The 17,700-nt window shown below is 36.0% G+C and carries 14 protein-coding genes; 7 read left to right on the forward strand and 7 right to left on the reverse strand.

Annotated elements, in window-relative coordinates:
- Window positions 1–45: 45 nt before the first annotated feature.
- Both HAV12_RS21520 and HAV12_RS21525 read right to left on the reverse strand, forming a co-directional pair.
- Window positions 46–2,733, reverse strand: a complete 2,688-nt coding sequence (locus HAV12_RS21520; protein WP_171571404.1) for a carboxypeptidase-like regulatory domain-containing protein — start codon at window positions 2,731–2,733, stop codon at window positions 46–48.
- Between the two features lie 37 nt (window positions 2,734–2,770).
- Window positions 2,771–3,676 (reverse strand): GLPGLI family protein, encoded by a 906-nt coding sequence (locus tag HAV12_RS21525; RefSeq protein ID WP_171571405.1) that lies wholly within the window; start codon window positions 3,674–3,676, stop codon window positions 2,771–2,773.
- Between the two features lie 221 nt (window positions 3,677–3,897).
- Between HAV12_RS21525 and HAV12_RS21530 the strand changes: the two genes are divergently transcribed.
- The 3 genes from HAV12_RS21530 to HAV12_RS21540 all read left to right on the forward strand — a co-directional run bounded on the left by HAV12_RS21530 (window position 3,898) and on the right by HAV12_RS21540 (window position 5,660).
- Complete coding sequence (locus HAV12_RS21530; RefSeq protein WP_171571406.1) at window positions 3,898–4,713, forward strand: hypothetical protein; 816 nt, start codon at window positions 3,898–3,900, stop codon at window positions 4,711–4,713.
- Entirely contained in the window at window positions 4,713–5,327 is a 615-nt protein-coding gene (locus HAV12_RS21535; protein ID WP_132031969.1) for a deoxynucleoside kinase, read from the forward strand. The genes HAV12_RS21530 and HAV12_RS21535 overlap by 1 nt, the downstream gene beginning before the upstream one ends.
- A 153-nt stretch (window positions 5,328–5,480) precedes the next feature.
- Window positions 5,481–5,660, forward strand: a complete 180-nt coding sequence (locus HAV12_RS21540; protein ID WP_171571407.1) for a transcriptional regulator — start codon at window positions 5,481–5,483, stop codon at window positions 5,658–5,660.
- 53 nt (window positions 5,661–5,713) lie between these two features.
- Here the strand turns inward: HAV12_RS21540 and HAV12_RS21545 are convergent, their stop codons facing one another.
- The 5 genes from HAV12_RS21545 to HAV12_RS21565 form a co-directional block, all read right to left on the reverse strand.
- Window positions 5,714–8,263, reverse strand: a complete 2,550-nt coding sequence (locus HAV12_RS21545; RefSeq protein ID WP_171571408.1) for a sodium-translocating pyrophosphatase — start codon at window positions 8,261–8,263, stop codon at window positions 5,714–5,716.
- Between the two features lie 112 nt (window positions 8,264–8,375).
- Complete coding sequence (locus HAV12_RS21550; RefSeq protein WP_055097158.1) at window positions 8,376–8,906, reverse strand: inorganic diphosphatase; 531 nt, start codon at window positions 8,904–8,906, stop codon at window positions 8,376–8,378.
- Between the two features lie 111 nt (window positions 8,907–9,017).
- Entirely contained in the window at window positions 9,018–9,617 is a 600-nt protein-coding gene (locus HAV12_RS21555; RefSeq protein WP_171571409.1) for a DNA-3-methyladenine glycosylase, read from the reverse strand.
- A 497-nt stretch (window positions 9,618–10,114) separates the two neighbouring features.
- Window positions 10,115–12,616 carry a DUF5686 family protein gene (locus HAV12_RS21560; RefSeq protein WP_171571410.1) on the reverse strand — a complete coding sequence of 834 codons (2,502 nt, stop codon included), beginning with the start codon at window positions 12,614–12,616 and terminating at the stop codon, window positions 10,115–10,117.
- Window positions 12,617–12,684: 68 nt separating this feature from the next.
- A complete protein-coding gene (locus tag HAV12_RS21565; protein WP_127337862.1) occupies window positions 12,685–13,662 on the reverse strand; it encodes a pyruvate dehydrogenase complex E1 component subunit beta in 978 nt (325 codons plus the stop codon).
- Between the two features lie 479 nt (window positions 13,663–14,141).
- On the opposite strand from HAV12_RS21565, the gene HAV12_RS21570 reads away from it, so the two are divergent.
- The 4 genes from HAV12_RS21570 to HAV12_RS21585 all read left to right on the forward strand — a co-directional run bounded on the left by HAV12_RS21570 (window position 14,142) and on the right by HAV12_RS21585 (window position 17,686).
- On the forward strand, window positions 14,142–14,888 hold the full coding sequence (locus HAV12_RS21570) for an electron transfer flavoprotein subunit beta/FixA family protein (RefSeq protein ID WP_171571411.1): 747 nt from the start codon (window positions 14,142–14,144) through the stop codon (window positions 14,886–14,888).
- A 74-nt stretch (window positions 14,889–14,962) separates the two neighbouring features.
- The gene (locus HAV12_RS21575) at window positions 14,963–15,931 is read left to right on the forward strand and encodes an electron transfer flavoprotein subunit alpha/FixB family protein (protein WP_132031981.1); all 969 of its coding nucleotides are present in this window, start codon (window positions 14,963–14,965) and stop codon (window positions 15,929–15,931) included.
- Window positions 15,932–16,096: 165 nt separating this feature from the next.
- Complete coding sequence (locus HAV12_RS21580; protein WP_127337866.1) at window positions 16,097–16,720, forward strand: bifunctional nuclease family protein; 624 nt, start codon at window positions 16,097–16,099, stop codon at window positions 16,718–16,720.
- Between the two features lie 114 nt (window positions 16,721–16,834).
- Window positions 16,835–17,686 (forward strand): thymidylate synthase, encoded by an 852-nt coding sequence (locus HAV12_RS21585; RefSeq protein WP_171571412.1) that lies wholly within the window; start codon window positions 16,835–16,837, stop codon window positions 17,684–17,686.
- Window positions 17,687–17,700 lie beyond the last annotated feature (14 nt).

Consider the following 17,700-nt stretch of genomic DNA (forward strand, 5'->3'; position numbering starts at 1 on the left):
ATCACAAATGAAGCAACTAATTTTTAATTTTTAGTAATCAAAATACTATAAGTTGTATTTCATCGAAAAAATGATGTAACGTGGCTGTACAGTGTATTGTGACACTCTTGTAGAAAACTGAGAAAAACTGTCATCGTTAAGATACCTTGTATTTAAGAGATTTGTCGCCGCAATTTTATATTCCCACTTGCTGTCTTTTTTCTGATAAATTAAACTGGCACTTAAAAAATCATATTCATTATCAACCGTTTTGCCTGAATTATAATAATGATAAAACTCATACTCGGAAACAAATGAAAAGCTTTCCAAAAAGTAATAATCTAATCGTGCAAAAGGTTTGTCTGTATAGAATGTCGAACCACTGTATTGATTGATTAAGGCATTATATCCAAATTCGATGTTCGGCAGGTTCTTATAATTTGTTGAGGCTTTTATGGTATAACTTTGACTAAAACTTTCAGTTGTGGCCGATTGATTATTTTGGATATTATTGAATTTAGACCAATTTAAACTGGCATTTACAGAAGCTTTATAGTTTTTGAGAAAGGATCTTCCGTAATTTCCCATCCCAGAAAAAGTTTCATCGGCAAGGTTAGAATTGTAAGGCGTAGAAGATTGGTTGATTCCTGTAAAATCTGCTTCTGTTTTTATGGCATCTACTTTTTTAGTGTAGGTGGCATTGGCGAAAATATTTTCAAAATTAAACATATTGTATTTAAAATACCGCAGGGAATGGACCTGCGAAGTCGCATTTTCCAGATAACGATTTCCGCGAAACAAACTGCTGTAGTCGGATATTACATAACCCGCAGCCAATTGGTTGATATCGGTAAAATCATTGGATAGTGCAAAATTGTACGTTAACGATTCTGATTTTTTGATTTGGTATAAAGCAAAAAAGTCCGGCAGTACTTTTGCGAAATTTTGCGAATAACCGGTCCCTGACTGCGTATTTTTCATTCCGTACGAATGCACACTAACACCCGGTGTGAGGGTAAATTTTCCGGCTAAAATTTTATAGTGAAATCCCAGGAATACATCATTAAAATTATAATTGACCTGATTGTTATTTTCGGCATTGTTCAGGTCATTTTTAGCTCCGTTATCTAACATTTGAAAAATATGGGAGTTAAAATCCTGATACGAATAGGTATTCCCGAAAGTAATATTGACATTACTTTTGGGCGTAACCATATAGTAATAATCCAGCTTAGCATCTATTTTGTTGGTTTTCACAAAACGATCCTGATTCAGATCATTTCTGGTTTGATTTGGATCATAACCTGACAAAACAAAGGGGCGGGATTGCAGGTTCGCGTTATAGAATGGATTTTCTTCCTGATACAAATGCTGCATTTCAAAGGCAAAAATATTTTTATCACTTTGCGTATAATACAAACTCAAATTCTGATTAACTGAAGTCGGATCCTGTTTTTTACGGGTTAAAATTGTTTCTGTCGCAGCAATAGTATTTACAACCGATTCGCGCAGCAACTCAGTATCTTCATCCTGTTTAGATAATTTAGTCAGGATATCATAATCAAACTGGAGTTTTGTATTGGGTTTATAACTGGAGCTTAATTTAAAAAGTCCCAAATCATTTTTCTGATGGGTTACTTCGTCTCGCTTTTGCTGATCTCCGGAGTCTAAAATCGTAGTCTGTGATTTCGTTTCCAGATCTGTTTTTGAGGAAGAAAGTATTCCAAAACCGCTGATATTCCATTCTTTGGTAACGGAATAGGCAAAATTGGTAGCACCAAATTTCGTTTCAATTTCTTTAGCGCGATTGTTTCTTAAAATCGAAATACCCAAATCATTTGATGAAACATTAAAATTACTGCCGCCTTTTTTCATCATATTCTTAAACCCTCCGCTGAACTTAAAATAGTCCTGGGCCGTAAGTGGTAATTCTCCGATATTATTAAAATTGGTGATTACGTTAATGCTGTATTTCGGACTGTAATAAAACAATTTCGGATTAATAATATACCGGCTGTCCAGTTCTCCAACGCCGGTTCCTGCTGTCATATCACCAAACCAAAAGTTCTTTTTACCTTCTTTCAGTTTAATATTCATCGCAACATTGTCCTGATCATTTTCCAGGCCTTTCAAAGCTCCGACTTCGTTATAATTTCGTAAAACCTGCACTTTATCAATGGCATCCGCAGGAATATTTTTGACGCCCAATTTGGTATCTCCGTCAAAAAAATCTTTGCCTTCCACCATTAATTTCGTGACTTTCTTGCCTTCTACTTCTATTTCGCCATCGGCATTTACCTCAACACCCGGCAGTTTTTTAAGAATATCTTCGAGTTTTTTTTCCGTTCCGGATTTAAACGAATCGGCATTGTATACAATGGTATCACCTTTTATGGAAACGGGCATTTCGCGCACAATTTCAACGCCTTCGAGTTCAATTCCCGATCCGTCGAGTACAATATTCTGTGCTATATTTGCAGTTTGCGTTGAAATTGCAATTTCTTTCGATTTCATTCCAAGGTAACTTACCTTAATAACATAAGAACTATTAGGTTTCAGCGTTAACTGAAACTTGCCCTTATCGTTGGTAATCCCGTAGGAATCCATTGCTTTTGTTACCGAATTGACAGCCATAATATTGGCCATTTCCAGCGGATTTTTCTGCTCGTCCTGAATAAAACCATCAAGACGAACGCTTTGAGAAAAAGAAATACAGGTAAACAGAAAGGTGCAGAAACAAAGTATTTTGTTCATTAAAATAAAATTAGAATAAGTAATTTACGGGAAATATCTATCTTCCTCCCATTATTGCAGGTCCTGAGCTGCGTCCGCGGTTCATCTCCCTGAATTCCTCCATTTTTTTAATTACTGTTTCATCATATTCTTTTTGAGAAACTACTTTACCTTTTGTGGATGCTTTTATGGTTACTTTGTCTTTAGCGTTCAAAACAATTTTAGAACATAAAATGGTGGTTCTTCCGTCATTTACTTCCAAAATCAGACCTGGTAATCCCCAGTAATTTTCCGGCCCCTGGTTTACGGGAATTTCCGGCGAATACCAGGCTGTTACTATAATTTCTTTTGGCATTTCGAAATTATCTTCGAAATTGGTTTTCGTTTCTCCGGAAGTCTTTTTTACGTCGTCCTTTTTATCTTCAGGCTTTTTTTCGTCGTTATTTTTAGGCCTGAAATTTCTAAAATCCGTTTTACTGGCTTCTTTCACAGCCGTTGCTCTATAACAGGTATAACCGCCAATTTGTTTGGTTTCAGGTTCCAGTTTCCAGTTTAACTTGGGTAAAGAATCTATTACCAGGAATTCTTTCCCCATAAACTCTTTATCAACTGTATAGGATTTTGTTTTTACATCCTTATAAAAAATTCCTCCGCCTCCCATGAAAGAATTCATCATGACACGCATTCCGCCGCCTTGCTGTCCGGGAGCTTCCAGTTTTTCTTCTTCTTTATAAACAGAAGCTGATTTATCAAAGCTTAAGATAAAGGTTTTTTCGAGCATTTTTTTCATTCGCTCTTCTATGTTTTTTTGCATTTCGGGTGTCATATCCCTATTTCCGCGCATCCCTTCAATTTTAGGTGCCTGGGTTTTTGACTCGTAAACAGCCATTCCCTGAAAATCTTTCTGTGCGTGCAATTGGGTAAAAGCAAGCATCAAAAATAAATAATAGGATATATTTTTCATTGGTTTTTATATAAAGTTAGATAATCTTACAAACGTACATTCAAATGTATCATTAATTTTAAAAAGGTGAAAATTAAATATATAAACACCTGTAAGCTGTCTACAGAATGAACTATTAATTAGACCGTTAGAAATCATAAAGGTTTAAAGGCAAAATCCTGTCTGCTTTAACGGTTTCTATTATAGTTTTTGTAATTTGGCTGTTTACAAATCCAAACATCATGAGCAGAACGGTGCGTCCTTTTTTATTTATTCTTTTTATTGCCTGTTGCTCCCTGGTTGCTTTTGCACAAAATCAAAAAACAAAAACTGACATTATTTCTCATATTAAGACTGATGCAGATGTTTTTTTGGGATATGATTCTTTTGGATATTGCTATCTGATCAAAAACAATGTTTTCAGTAAAGTCAAAGAAAATGAAACATTTGAATATAAAAGTGTTTCCCTCGGAAATATCACTAAAGTCGATTTGCAAAACCCGCTTAAAATCGTATTATTTTATGAAGACTTTAATAGCGTTGTCTTACTAGACAATCAATTGAATAAAATTACAGAGATTAATTTTTCCCAAAACAATATCCCAATCGTAGTTACGTTTATTGGTATGTCGACACAAAATCAGCTTTGGATTTATAATTCCTTAAACCAGCAGATTGGGCTTTTTGATTATCTGAAAAATGAATATAAAACAGTATCTACTCCCCTGACAGAAACCATTAAATATTATCAAACCGATTTTAATACTTTTTATTGGATTGACAGGAAAAACAACTGGTTCGCGTGCGACATTTTTGGAAAAACAACCGCTTTAGGAAAAATACCTGATTTTGATACAATAGAAATTATGAACACCCATCAATATATTTTCAGCAAAGGTGATTTTTTGTTTTTTAAAGACATTTCTGATACAAATTCAAATACAATTTCTCAAATAGAAATTTTAGAAAAAACCTTTGATAAATTCTGTTACAAAGACCAAATTTTATCTATTTTTACATCTAAAGAAATCACAAATTATAAAATCGTAACACCGTAATGCACATAGCAATAGCAGGAAATATAGGCGCAGGAAAAACAACTTTAACTAAATTATTAGCAAAGCATTTTAAATGGGAACCTCATTATGAAGATGTAGTTGATAACCCGTATCTGGACGATTTCTATCATCAAATGGAGCGTTGGTCCTTTAATTTACAGATTTATTTCCTGAATAGCCGTTTCCGTCAGGTGCTACAGATTCGTGAAAGCGGAAAGAAAATCGTTCAGGACAGAACCATTTATGAAGACGCCCATATTTTTGCTCCCAACTTATATTCGATGGGATTGATGACAAGCCGTGATTTCGAAAATTATACTTCTTTATTCGAATTGATGGAATCTTTGGTGAAAGCTCCTGATTTATTAATTTATTTAAGAAGCTCCATTCCGAATCTGGTGGGTCAGATTCATAAACGCGGACGTGAGTACGAAAATTCCATTTCAATCGAATATCTGAGCCGACTGAACGAAAGATACGAAGCCTGGATTCAGACGTATGCCAAAGGAAAACTCCTGATTATTGATGTTGACAATATCAATTTTGTGGATAATCCGGAAGACTTAGGAAACATCATTAACAGAATTGATGCCGAATTGAACGGATTGTTTTAGAAACACCAGTTTATACGAAATAAAGAATGCCCCTTAAAAATTTTAAGGGGCATTCTTGTTTTTAAGGACATTATCTAAAATTTTTAATTTTGACAAAGTTCTTAAATTGTAATTAATTTCTTATATTTATGCCCAATTTTAAAAATTGGTAAAATGAAGATCAACGCCATTAGAACAGAAAAAGAGTATGATCTGGCATTAGAAAGAGTGAATGCTATTTTTGATGCTAAGCCTGACACTAATGAATCAAAGGAATTAGAAGAATTAGTAACTCTCATCGAAAAATATGAGAAAACTCATTATCCAATTCCAGAACCCAATCAAGATCAATAAAAAAATGCCTCTAAAAAATTAGAGGCATTTTTTATGGATAATTAGCACCAATTTTATTTTGCTGCTTCAATTTTTGCTTTTACTTCAGCTTCAGTACCTTCATAAACCTCAGTTGTTGTTTTACCGTTCTCCGTTTTGGTCACAGTTCCGACAGTAACACCATTTACGGTGGAGAGATTTACTTCCAGACGGTTTTTTTCATATTTTGTGGTATCAAAACAATCTGTTTTTTGATGTATGTATTTTCCGTTTGCATCATAATGGGCCAGACATTTTGCTGTTTCTTCAGCGGTACAGCCTTTTTCTTTACACATTTTAATGCATTCTTCTTTGGTCATTCCTGACAAATCTCCACATTTGGAAACACCTCCGGCATGCATTTCGGTTTTGGCACAACAGGAAGCTTTTCCAGTCATAGCCGAAGCAGCATGGCCTTCTCCTAAAATAGGTGCAATTACCAAACCAATTAAACAGGTCAATTTGATCAAAATGTTCATTGAGGGTCCTGATGTATCTTTAAACGGATCTCCAACCGTATCACCCGTTACAGCTGCTTTGTGTGCATCTGAACCTTTGTACGTCATTTCACCGTTAATCAGGACACCTGCTTCAAAAGATTTTTTAGCATTGTCCCAGGCTCCTCCTGCATTGTTTTGAAAAACGGCCCAAAGTACACCGGAAACGGTAACACCGGCCATATATCCTCCTAACATTTCAGCGATTAACTGATTATTGTCTGCGTAAACCAATTTTCCTAATAATACAATTGCAATCGGAAAACCAATGGTCAAAATTCCCGGCAGCATCATTTCGCGTAAAGCTGCTTTTGTTGAAATCTCAACACATTTGCCATATTCCGGTTTGCCGGTTCCTTCCATAATTCCCGGAATCTCCTTAAACTGACGACGAACTTCGTACACCATATCCATCGCTGCTTTCCCTACAGAATTCATCGCCAAAGCGGAGAAAACTACAGGAATCATTCCACCGACAAATAACATGGCTAAAACAGGCGCTTTGAAAATATTGATTCCGTCAATTCCTGTAAAGGTTACATACGCAGCAAATAAGGCCAGGGAAGTTAACGCTGCAGAGGCAATCGCAAATCCTTTTCCGGTTGCTGCTGTTGTATTTCCTACTGAATCTAAAATATCTGTTCTGGTACGGACTTCTTTTGGCAATTCGCTCATTTCTGCAATTCCTCCCGCATTATCTGAAATTGGTCCGAAAGCATCAATTGCCAATTGCATTGCCGTAGTGGCCATCATTGCCGAAGCTGCTAAAGCCACACCATAAAAACCTGCTAAAGCATAAGAAATCCAGATTGCTGCTGCGAATAGTAATACGGTTGGAAAAGTGGAAATCATTCCGGTCGCTAAACCTGCAATAACATTGGTCCCTGCTCCTGTTGAGGATTTCTGAACAATAGCCATAACCGGTTTTGTCCCTAATCCTGTATAATATTCCGTAACGGATGAAATTGCTCCACCCACTACCAAACCTACCAAAGTGGCATAGAAAACACGCATTGAAGAAATCTGTTGTGCTCCTTCTCCGAAGAACTCCATTGTCATTACTTCGGGTAGCATATATCTTACCAAAAAGAAACAGGCAATTGCCGTTAACACAATCGAAACCCAGTTTCCTATGTTTAATGCTTTTTGCACTTGTGCTTCTTTGGCATTGTCATCTGATATTTTTACCAGTGTGGTTCCGATAATCGAAAATAAAATTCCGAAACCGGCAATCGCCATTGGTAATAAAATTGGGCCAATTCCTCCAAAAGCATCCTGGATATTTCCACCCATATCTTTGATGACGTAGTTTCCTAATACCATCGCCGCTAAAACTGTTGCTACATACGAGCCAAATAAATCGGCTCCCATACCTGCAACATCTCCAACATTATCTCCTACGTTATCTGCTATTGTTGCCGGATTACGGGGATCATCTTCCGGAATTCCGGCCTCGACTTTACCTACTAAATCGGCACCAACATCGGCCGCTTTCGTGTAAATTCCACCACCAACTCTCGCAAACAATGCGATAGATTCAGCGCCTAACGAAAATCCTGCTAATGTTTCCAGAACTTTAGTCATATCTTCAGAGGAGGTCCAGACACCATTCATGAAGATCTGGAAGAAAACAATAAAGAAACCTGTCAACCCTAAAACTGCTAGACCTGCAACACCAAGTCCCATAACGGTTCCGCCTCCAAAAGAAACTTTTAAAGCTTGCGGTAAACTGGTGCGGGCTGCCTGCGTCGTTCTGACATTCGTTTTTGTGGCAATTTTCATTCCCATATTTCCCGCTAAAGCCGAAAAAAAAGCGCCAAAGATGAACGCTACTACTATTAAAATATGTGTGGTGGGAACAATAAATGAAATTCCTGCTAAAACTACACTGGCTGCGATTACGAAAAAAGTCAACAATCGATATTCTGCTTTTAAAAAGGCGAGAGCCCCTTCGTAAATGTGATCTGAAATCTCTTTCATTTTGCCGTCTCCGGCATCTTGTTTTAAAACCCAAGTCCTTTTTATTCCCATGAAAAGTAATCCTATAATTGCCATAACAATTGGCAAGTAAATCATAAATGCATTCATAATATTTTAATGGTTTTGGTTAATAGTCAATAAACTAACTAAAACGAATTTAAACAAAAAAGCAATACTCCTGACGGAGTATTGCTTTTTTTATAAAATAAGAGGCTTAAAATTATTTAATACTAAATAATCCCTCTGGTTTGTTTTCAATATCGTTAAAACGCTTTGTACATTCAGCAATAATAGCAAATGCTTCGTTTACGTCTCCCCAGCCTTCAACATCAACTTTTTTGTTTTCAAGATCTTTGTAAACCTGAAAGAAGTGCTCGATTTCTTTTACCAGGTGTGGATTCATATCTGATAAATCAGTCAATGAATTCCAGATTGGATCTGAAACGGGTACACAAATAATTTTTTCGTCCGGTCCTTTATCATCTGCCATGTGGAAAACACCAATTGGTTTTACTTCCATAACACATCCCGGGAAAGTTGGTTCGTTTACCAAAACCAATACATCAAGAGGGTCACCGTCAAGAGCTAAAGTTTCCGGAATAAATCCGTAATCAGCCGGGTACATCATTGAGGAGAATAACATTCTGTCAAAACGCATTCTTTTAATTTCAAAATCGTACTCGTATTTATTTCTGCTTCCTCTTGGTATTTCGATTAATACATCGAAAGTTGTTAGTTTGTCTGCGGTCATTTTTGTTTTTTATTATATCTTTAATTTCGGTTGCAAAAGTAACTAAAGAATCTATTTTTACAATAAAAAAACAGGTTAAATTATCTGCATTACCTTTTAAAAAACAAGCATTTAATAGATAATTTTACGATTTCGCTTATTTAAGTAATAATGCCAAAGCAAATAGGTTGCATAAGAGCGATACGGACTCCATTGTTCTGCATGAATTTCCATTTCTGCTTTGTCGTGAATATCCAGTAATTCTTTGATGGTATTGATGACTGCAATATCCCCAAGCGGAATCAAATCCGGCTCCTGAAGACAAAACATCAGGTAAATATCAATCGTCCAGTTGCCTATTCCCTTTAATTTAATGAGTTCTTCCCTGACTTGTTGTGCTGATTTTGTCGCTAAGCTTTCAATATCCAGTTCTTTGTTCAGAACGGCATCAGCTAAGATTTTAATATATTTTGTTTTTTGACGGCTTACACCAAGGCTTCTAAATGCTTCGTCTGAAAGAATTGCCATGTTTTCCGGATTGCAGGTTGTGTAAGCTTTTATTTTTAAGAATGTGGCTTTCGCCGAATCAATAGAAACCTGCTGCTCGAGTATTAGCAATACCAAAGTTTCAAAACCCTGCGGGCGTTTTGGAATTTGTGGTAATCCATACTTTTTGATGATTTCCTGAAATATTGGATTTTTAGTGGATAGAAAATCGATGGCTTCCTGCATAAGTTATTTTAAGTCTTTACCAAAATTAAATAAAAATCCCGCAGAGGGGGATTTTTATTTGGCTCGCAGATTTGGCAGATTAAGCTGTTTTAAAATTAATCACGCAAAGACGCAGAGTTGCCAAGTTTTTTGTACGCAGATTATTTAAAGCTTAAAATACAGATATAAGAAAATTAGAAACAGTACTAAAAAAATCCGCTTAATCTGCCAAATCTGCGAGAAATTAAGCTGTTTTAAAATTAATCACGCAAAGACGCAGAGTCGCCAAGTTTTTTGTACGCAGATTATTTAATGCTTAAAATACAGATATAAGAAAATTAGAAACAGTACTAAAAAAATCTGCTTAATCTGCCAAATCTGCGAGAAATAATAAAAGTGTCTTTTTAAGATATCTTTCTTATTAAATCGAAAAAACGCCAAACTGCAAGAAAATAAAACTTGCGACTTGGCGTCTTTGTATGATTATTAAAATCGGTTTATTCGATAACAAAGAAGTTCTAGAAATAGAATCCGAACGATCCTTTTACTGCAAATTTAGCAGCATCGGGAGTGTTTAAATAACTACCTCTCCAGGAGAAATCAATTCGGAATACTTTGAAGATATTTCCGATTCCTGCGTTATATTCCCAGTATACATTTTCCGGTGCCACATAAGGCTGGTCTGATGCATTTATTGCCCTGTTGGCATTAGAAATGGTTCCATAAACTCCTTTTACCCCCACAAACTCTCTCCAGTTTAGTTTTCTCATAAATGGAATTCTGGCGAACAATCTTCCTCCAAAATCATGGTTCCATTGTAACGTAGTATATTGATCTGTAATGAATTCGTAGAAATTTAGGTTACTAAAGGTATTTTCTATCGTAAAATAAGTCTGGTTTCCCGGAATTACGCTCATTAACCCTAACGGAATAGTCCCAAAAGTTTTTCCTGTTTCAAGAATAATATTTGATCTTCCTAATGGTCCGATAACAATTGGCTGTTTATAAAACAACTGTATTTTTTCGTAAGCAAAATCGCTGTCCATAACTCCTTTAAGACCATAACTGAAATTAACGAAGAAATGGCTGAACGGACTATCTACCAAATCGCGTTCTACTCCAAAACCAATTGTTTTTCGTTTCGGCATAAGTTCAAACTGAACATTGGCTTCGAACTGTTTTACGCCACTTGCAACGACTCCTGAAGGATTTGCTGTAGTTGGCAGCGTAGTATAATAATCTAAACTAAACGTTGGCGATGCCGATGCCAGTGTCCGGTAGGAAATACCAGCCTGCACAACAAAGTTTTTAATTGGCTCCATTTCTACAGAAACATTGCTCAGATTAATATTGGTTAGTTTTCCGTTACTTCCCGTTGTAAACAAGGCAGAAGAAGCAAAACTTCGCCCTAAAATATCATTTGTTGTCGTTAAACTCGCGCCAATCTGTTCAATGTCACGCCTGTTTCCTCCGGAGATAATAACGCGTTTTTGCTTATCGACCATCCATTTTCCGGATGCTCCGTATTTGAATTTATGATCATCAAACCCATAAGCCGTATACGCTTGTAAACGCCATGGATCATTTGGCCCAAAATAAGTTCGTCCTCCTACGCGTAAACGCAGACCTTCAACTTCATTGTAACCAAATGTGGAAAAAATAGGCCCGTAATCAAAGTTTTTAAATTCGACATAACCACTTCCCAAAATAGAAACCAGACTGTACAGCTGCTTAAACTTTTTTACCGTTTGCAGCGTATCAAGCATCTTGTAAATGCCTGCTTCGTCTTTGTTTAGTTTTTCGAAACGGTTCTCCTCCCAAAATTCAGGCGGTCGGTCATAGACTGCGTTATCAATAAAATTGACTTCTTCTTTATAAAATTTTTCCGGTTTCGGGATATTAAATTTATGATTTCTGAACAGTGTCGTTCGCTTACCGTAAACTCCTTTTGATTTTTCTTTTTTATTCAGAGCAAAATCAGACATCATATAATCACGTGTCAATAGAAAAACAGAGTCATTTTCTACATCAAACTCCTGCTCAATATAAATATCTTTTACCCAGTTGATATTGGCGCTTTTAGTAACACCCATATTTATTTTCTTGATGGCAAAAGTGGTATCGTTGACCCAAAAATCTCCTTTAAAGGTCAATTCGTTTTTACGTCTTGGATAAAATACAATGTTATAACACCATTTTTTGTCAATAAACGCACTGTCTTTCAATACATAATTGTAAACATCAATTCCTGTTCTTGAAAGCGGGCTTGTAAAACTTTTATCGAAGAATTTAAGGTGATTGTCGTAAATATTATAATCTGAGTAAAGATCTTTAACGAAAGCCAGAATTTGCTGGTTTCCATTAAATCCGGATGTTTTACTTCCTGTGATATTCTCTTTGGTCTTTTTAAGTTTATTGTCGCCATAAACATCATACACAGATTCGTTGATGAAAATTGGCAGATATGTTTTTCCGGTAACATCAGAAGTATCAACATGATCAAATACAAACTCCATTCCTTTGAAGAGTTTATTTTTCATGAAAGCACTGTCAATCGTATTCATATCGAATTCGACTTTTTCGTACTTCTGCATTTGATATTGATTGAATTGGTACAAACCGTTTTTACGCTTTCGCTCCCATATTTTCCTCAAAATATCTAAGGCAGGATTGTTTTTCTTTGATGTTTTTCCGGTAAAAATAACGACTTCATTCAATGCCTCGGCTTCGCCTAAAACAATTTTAAAATCATAATTCACCGCTTTTTCCAAAGGAACTTCCTTATCTGAAAACCCTGCAGACGTCACCAGTAAAGCGGTATAAGTAGTAGGTGATTCCAGATAAAAACGACCGTCCTCATTCGAAACAATTCCTGTATTAGAGCCTTTAAAAACCACATTAGCAAAGGGAATCGGCTGATTGGATTTATCCAAAACAATTCCACTCACTTTAGTTTGTGCAGTAACCCTATTTGCAAATGCAAATACAAAAAAGAGGCTAAGTAAAATTATTCTTTTCATAATCCGGCAAAAAAAAAACTTCATCAATTAATATGACTGATGAAGTTTTATAAGTATTGTTTATTGAACTATTTGTACATTACTTTTTTTACTGCTTTTACTACATCAGCTGCGTTTGGCAACCAGTCTTTTAGTAAAACAGGAGAGTAAGGTGCAGGCGTATCCGCAGTTGTAATACGCTGAATTGGCGCATCAAGAAAATCAAAAGCCTGTTCCTGAACAATATAGGTGATTTCAGAAGAAATACTTGCAAATGGCCAGGCTTCTTCTAAAATTACTAAACGGTTTGTTTTTTTAACAGAAGTAAGAATAGCATCTTTATCCATAGGACGAACTGTTCTTAAATCGATAATTTCACATGAAATTCCTTCTTTCGCTAATTCATCAGCAGCAATAAAAGCTTCTTTGATGATTTTTCCGAAAGAAACAATAGTAACATCTTTTCCTTCACGTTTCACATCAGCAACTCCTAACGGAATTGTGTATTCTCCGTCCGGCACTTCACCTTTGTCACCATACATTTGCTCAGATTCCATAAAAATTACAGGATCATTATCACGAATAGCTGATTTTAAAAGTCCTTTTGCATCATAAGGAGTTGAAGGCACTACAACTTTAAGACCCGGAGTGTTGGCAAACCAGTTTTCTAAAGCCTGAGAGTGCGTTGCTCCTAATTGTCCTGCAGAAGCAGTTGGTCCGCGGAAAACGATAGGCACATTAAATTGCCCACCAGTCATCTGACGCATTTTAGCAGCGTTATTTATAATTTGATCAATACCAACTAAACAGAAGTTGAAAGTCATATATTCTACGATAGGACGACAACCATTCATAGCTGATCCTACTGCGATTCCTGTAAAACCAAGCTCTGCAATCGGAGTATCGATTACTCTTTTTTCGCCAAACTCAGCAAGCATTCCTTTTGAAGCTTTGTAAGCCCCGTTATATTCTGCAACTTCTTCGCCCATTAAATATATGGATTCATCGTGACGCATTTCTTCGCTCATCGCTTCGCAAATGGCCTCTCTAAATTGTATTGTTCTCATATTTATATTGTATGTTGAATTTTCTGAAGAGCAAAAATAAATATTTTAAATAACTTAAAAGCATAAATTGAATTTAAAATCACACTAACTTCCCTATCCCTTTAGCTTTTAACTTTTAAAAATATATTATGCTGTTTACGAAATCGATGTAATTTCCCTTTTTTTTATTCCGCTGTCCTTTTTACACAAACTTTGGTGTATTTGTTTCTTTTTAACATGGTATTCCATTAATTCTTCTGAATTAAACAGGAATAATTGCGGTAATTCAGCTACTGCAAACCTGCTCTGCTTTGCAAAATTCCTAAGAATCAGTTGAAATGAATCTATTTTCATTTTCATTTTCCGATGAAAGTCCATCAAAATTTCATAATCTTCGAAAACGTAATAGTTTTTAAAAAATATTATGCATGCATAGTATATTATTCCGATTTTAATTTCTAAATTTGTAAAAGAATATTATAAATATAAAATATATACTTATGAAAATATTAGTTTGCATCAGCCATGTGCCTGATACTACTTCAAAAATTAACTTCTCAAATGGTGATTCAGAATTTGATACCAATGGTGTACAATATGTAATTAATCCTAATGATGAGTTTGGTTTAACACGTGCCATCTGGTTCCAGGAGCAACAAGGTGCTACTGTAACCGTAGTAAATGTTGGAGGTCCTGATACGGAGCCAACTTTACGTAAAGCACTTGCAATTGGTGCAAATGAAGCTATTCGCGTAAATGCAAATCCAACTGATGGTTTTTTTGTTGCAAAACAATTGGCTGAAGTAATTAAAACCGGTGGTTACGATTTAGTAATTGCAGGAAAAGAATCTTTAGATTATAATGGCGGAATGGTTCCGGGAATGATTGCAGGAATTTTAGGTTCTAACTTTTTAAACTCTTGCACCAGTGTAACTGTTGACGGAAATAATGTAAAAGCGGTTCGTGAAATTGATGGTGGAAAAGAAACAGTAAGCACTACTTTACCTTTGATTATCGGAGGTCAGAAAGGTCTTGTTGAAGAAAAAGACTTACGTATTCCGAACATGAGAGGAATTATGACTGCAAGAACAAAAGCGCTTACTATTCTTGAGCCGGTTGATGCTCCTCTAAATACAAAAGCAGTAAAATTTGAAAAACCAGCTCCTAAATCAGCCGTAAAATTAGTTTCTCCTGATAATTTAGATGAGTTAGTTAATTTATTACACAACGAAGCGAAAGTAATCTAGTAATCAGTTTTCAGTCGCAGTTTTCAGTCTTATAACCTGAAAACTTAAACTTCAAACTTTTAAACAAAAAAATCATGTCAATATTAATATACGCAGAATCTGCAGAAGGAAAATTTAAAAAAGTTGCTTTTGAATTAGCTTCTTACGCTAAAAAAGTAGCCGAATCACTTGGAACAACTGTTACAGCTTTAACTATAAATACCAACGACGTAAGCGAATTATCAAAATACGGAGTTGATAAAGTTCTAAAAGTAAACAACGATAAGTTAGCTGGTTTTACGGCTAAAGCTTACGCTGATGTAATCAAACAAGCGGCTCAGAAAGAAGGAACAAAAGTAGTTTTACTTTCGTCTACAACAGACAGTATCTACCTTTCTTCATTGGTAGCCGTATCATTGGAAGCTGGTTTTGCTTCAAATGTGGTTGGTTTACCGGTAAGCACTTCACCATTTCAGGTAAAGAGAAATGCTTTCTCCAACAAAGCGTTCAACATTACACAAATCGATACGGATGTAAAAGTTCTTGGTCTTGCTAAAAATTCTTACGGAATTTTTGAAAGTGCAGGATCTGCAACCGAAGAAGATTTTAACCCTGCAATCGGTGATAACGACTTTGGTGTAAAAGTAGAATCTGTAGAAAAAGTATCCGGAAAAGTTTCTATCGCTGATGCTGATGTAGTAGTTTCCGGCGGACGTGGACTAAAAGGTCCGGAAAACTGGGGATTGGTAGAAGATTTAGCGGCTGTTTTGGGCGCTGCAACTGCCTGCTCTAAACCGGTTTCTGATTTAGGCTGGAGACCTCACAGCGAGCACGTTGGACAAACAGGAAAGCCAGTGGCAACCAATCTTTACATTGCAATCGGAATCTCAGGAGCGATCCAGCATATTGCGGGTATTAACTCTTCAAAAGTAAAAGTAGTAATCAACAGTGATCCTGAAGCACCTTTCTTTAAAGTTGCCGATTATGGAGTTGTTGGAGATGCTTTTGAAATTGTACCGCAATTAATTGAGAAATTAAAAGCCTTTAAAGCACAACATTCTTAGAAATAAAATTCTCTGTAAAAATATAGCTGCCTAAAAATAAGATAATCGTATCTTTGTTTTAGGTAGCTTTTTTGTTCCATATTTTTTGATTAAAATTGCACCTTTATTTTCCAATCAAAAAAAGTATTAAAATGAGGCATTAATTGCCCTTTTTTACCCACATATATGAGTCTAGTAAAACTATCCATAAAAGGAATTTCATACAGTCAAACTCAAAATGGCGCTTATGCCCTTATTTTGAATGAAGTTGACGGCGAAAGAAAACTTCCGATTGTTATTGGTGCTTTTGAAGCCCAGTCGATTGCTATCGCCTTAGAAAAAGAAATAAAACCGCCCCGCCCGTTAACACACGATTTATTTAAAAATTTCGCGGAAAGATTTGACATTGTTGTAAAACAGGTTATCATCCACAAACTGGTCGATGGTGTTTTTTATTCCAGTTTAATTTGTGAAAGGGATAAAATCGAAGAAATCATCGATGCCAGAACCTCTGACGCTATTGCTTTGGCGTTGCGTTTTAATGCTCCTATTTTTACCTATAAAAACATTTTGGATAAAGCGGGAATTTATTTAAAATCAAATTCTGCAGAGACGGATCAGGGAGCGCAGGAAATAGATGATGTACTATCAAATCCGGAGACTTTCGGACGTGAAGAAGAAAGTAATCAGTCCGGCGATGTCTACGCAAAACACAGCTTACAGGAACTAAACGATCTTTTAGATCAGGCAGTCTCTCAGGAAGACTATGAAAAAGCAGCGAAAATCAGAGACGAGATCTCAAAAAGATAATTTTAAGGCTGAAAGCCATGAGCTTTACGCTATAAGCTAAAGCACAAAATATTAAAAACAAGCTGTAAGCATTAGGAAAAAGCCTAAAGCTTAAAGCCCAAGCTTAAAGCAATCATGAAGCAATACTTAGACTTAGTACAACATGTTTTAGAAAACGGTTGTCAAAAAGGAGACCGCACAGGAACAGGAACAAAGAGTGTTTTTGGATACCAGATGCGTTTTGATTTAAGTGAAGGTTTCCCAATGGTTACAACCAAAAAATTACACTTAAAATCTATCATCTACGAATTACTTTGGTTTTTAAAAGGAGATACCAATATTGCTTATCTTCAGGAAAACGGAGTGAAAATCTGGGATGCGTGGGCAGATTCAAACGGAGATCTGGGACCTGTTTACGGACATCAGTGGCGTAACTGGAACAGCGAGGAAATCGACCAGATTTCTGAATTAATAACAGAATTAAAAACAAATCCGAACAGCAGGAGAATGCTCGTTTCTGCATGGAACCCTTCGGTTTTACCGGATACCAAAAAATCATTTGAAGAAAATGTAGCCAACAACAAAGCCGCATTGCCTCCCTGCCATGCCTTTTTTCAGTTTTACGTGACGAATCCTGATACGGAAAAAGGGGAAACAAAAGGAAAATTATCGTGCCAGTTGTACCAACGAAGTGCTGATATCTTTTTGGGAGTTCCATTCAACATTGCTTCTTATGCACTTTTAACCATGATGATTGCACAGGTTTGCGATTTGGAATACGGTGAATTCATTCACACTTTTGGAGATGCACATATTTACAACAACCATTTTGAGCAATTAGAATTACAATTGACCCGTGAACCAAAACCATTACCAAAAATGATTTTAAATCCGGAGATTAAAAACATTTTTGATTTCGATTATAATGATTTTACACTTTTAGATTATGAGCCACACGCTGGTATAAAAGGAAGTGTTGCTGTATAAATATAAAATCCGCT

The sequence above is a fragment of the Flavobacterium sp. CLA17 genome, from assembly GCF_013112255.2.
Classification (GTDB): Bacteria; Bacteroidota; Bacteroidia; order Flavobacteriales; family Flavobacteriaceae; genus Flavobacterium; species Flavobacterium circumlabens.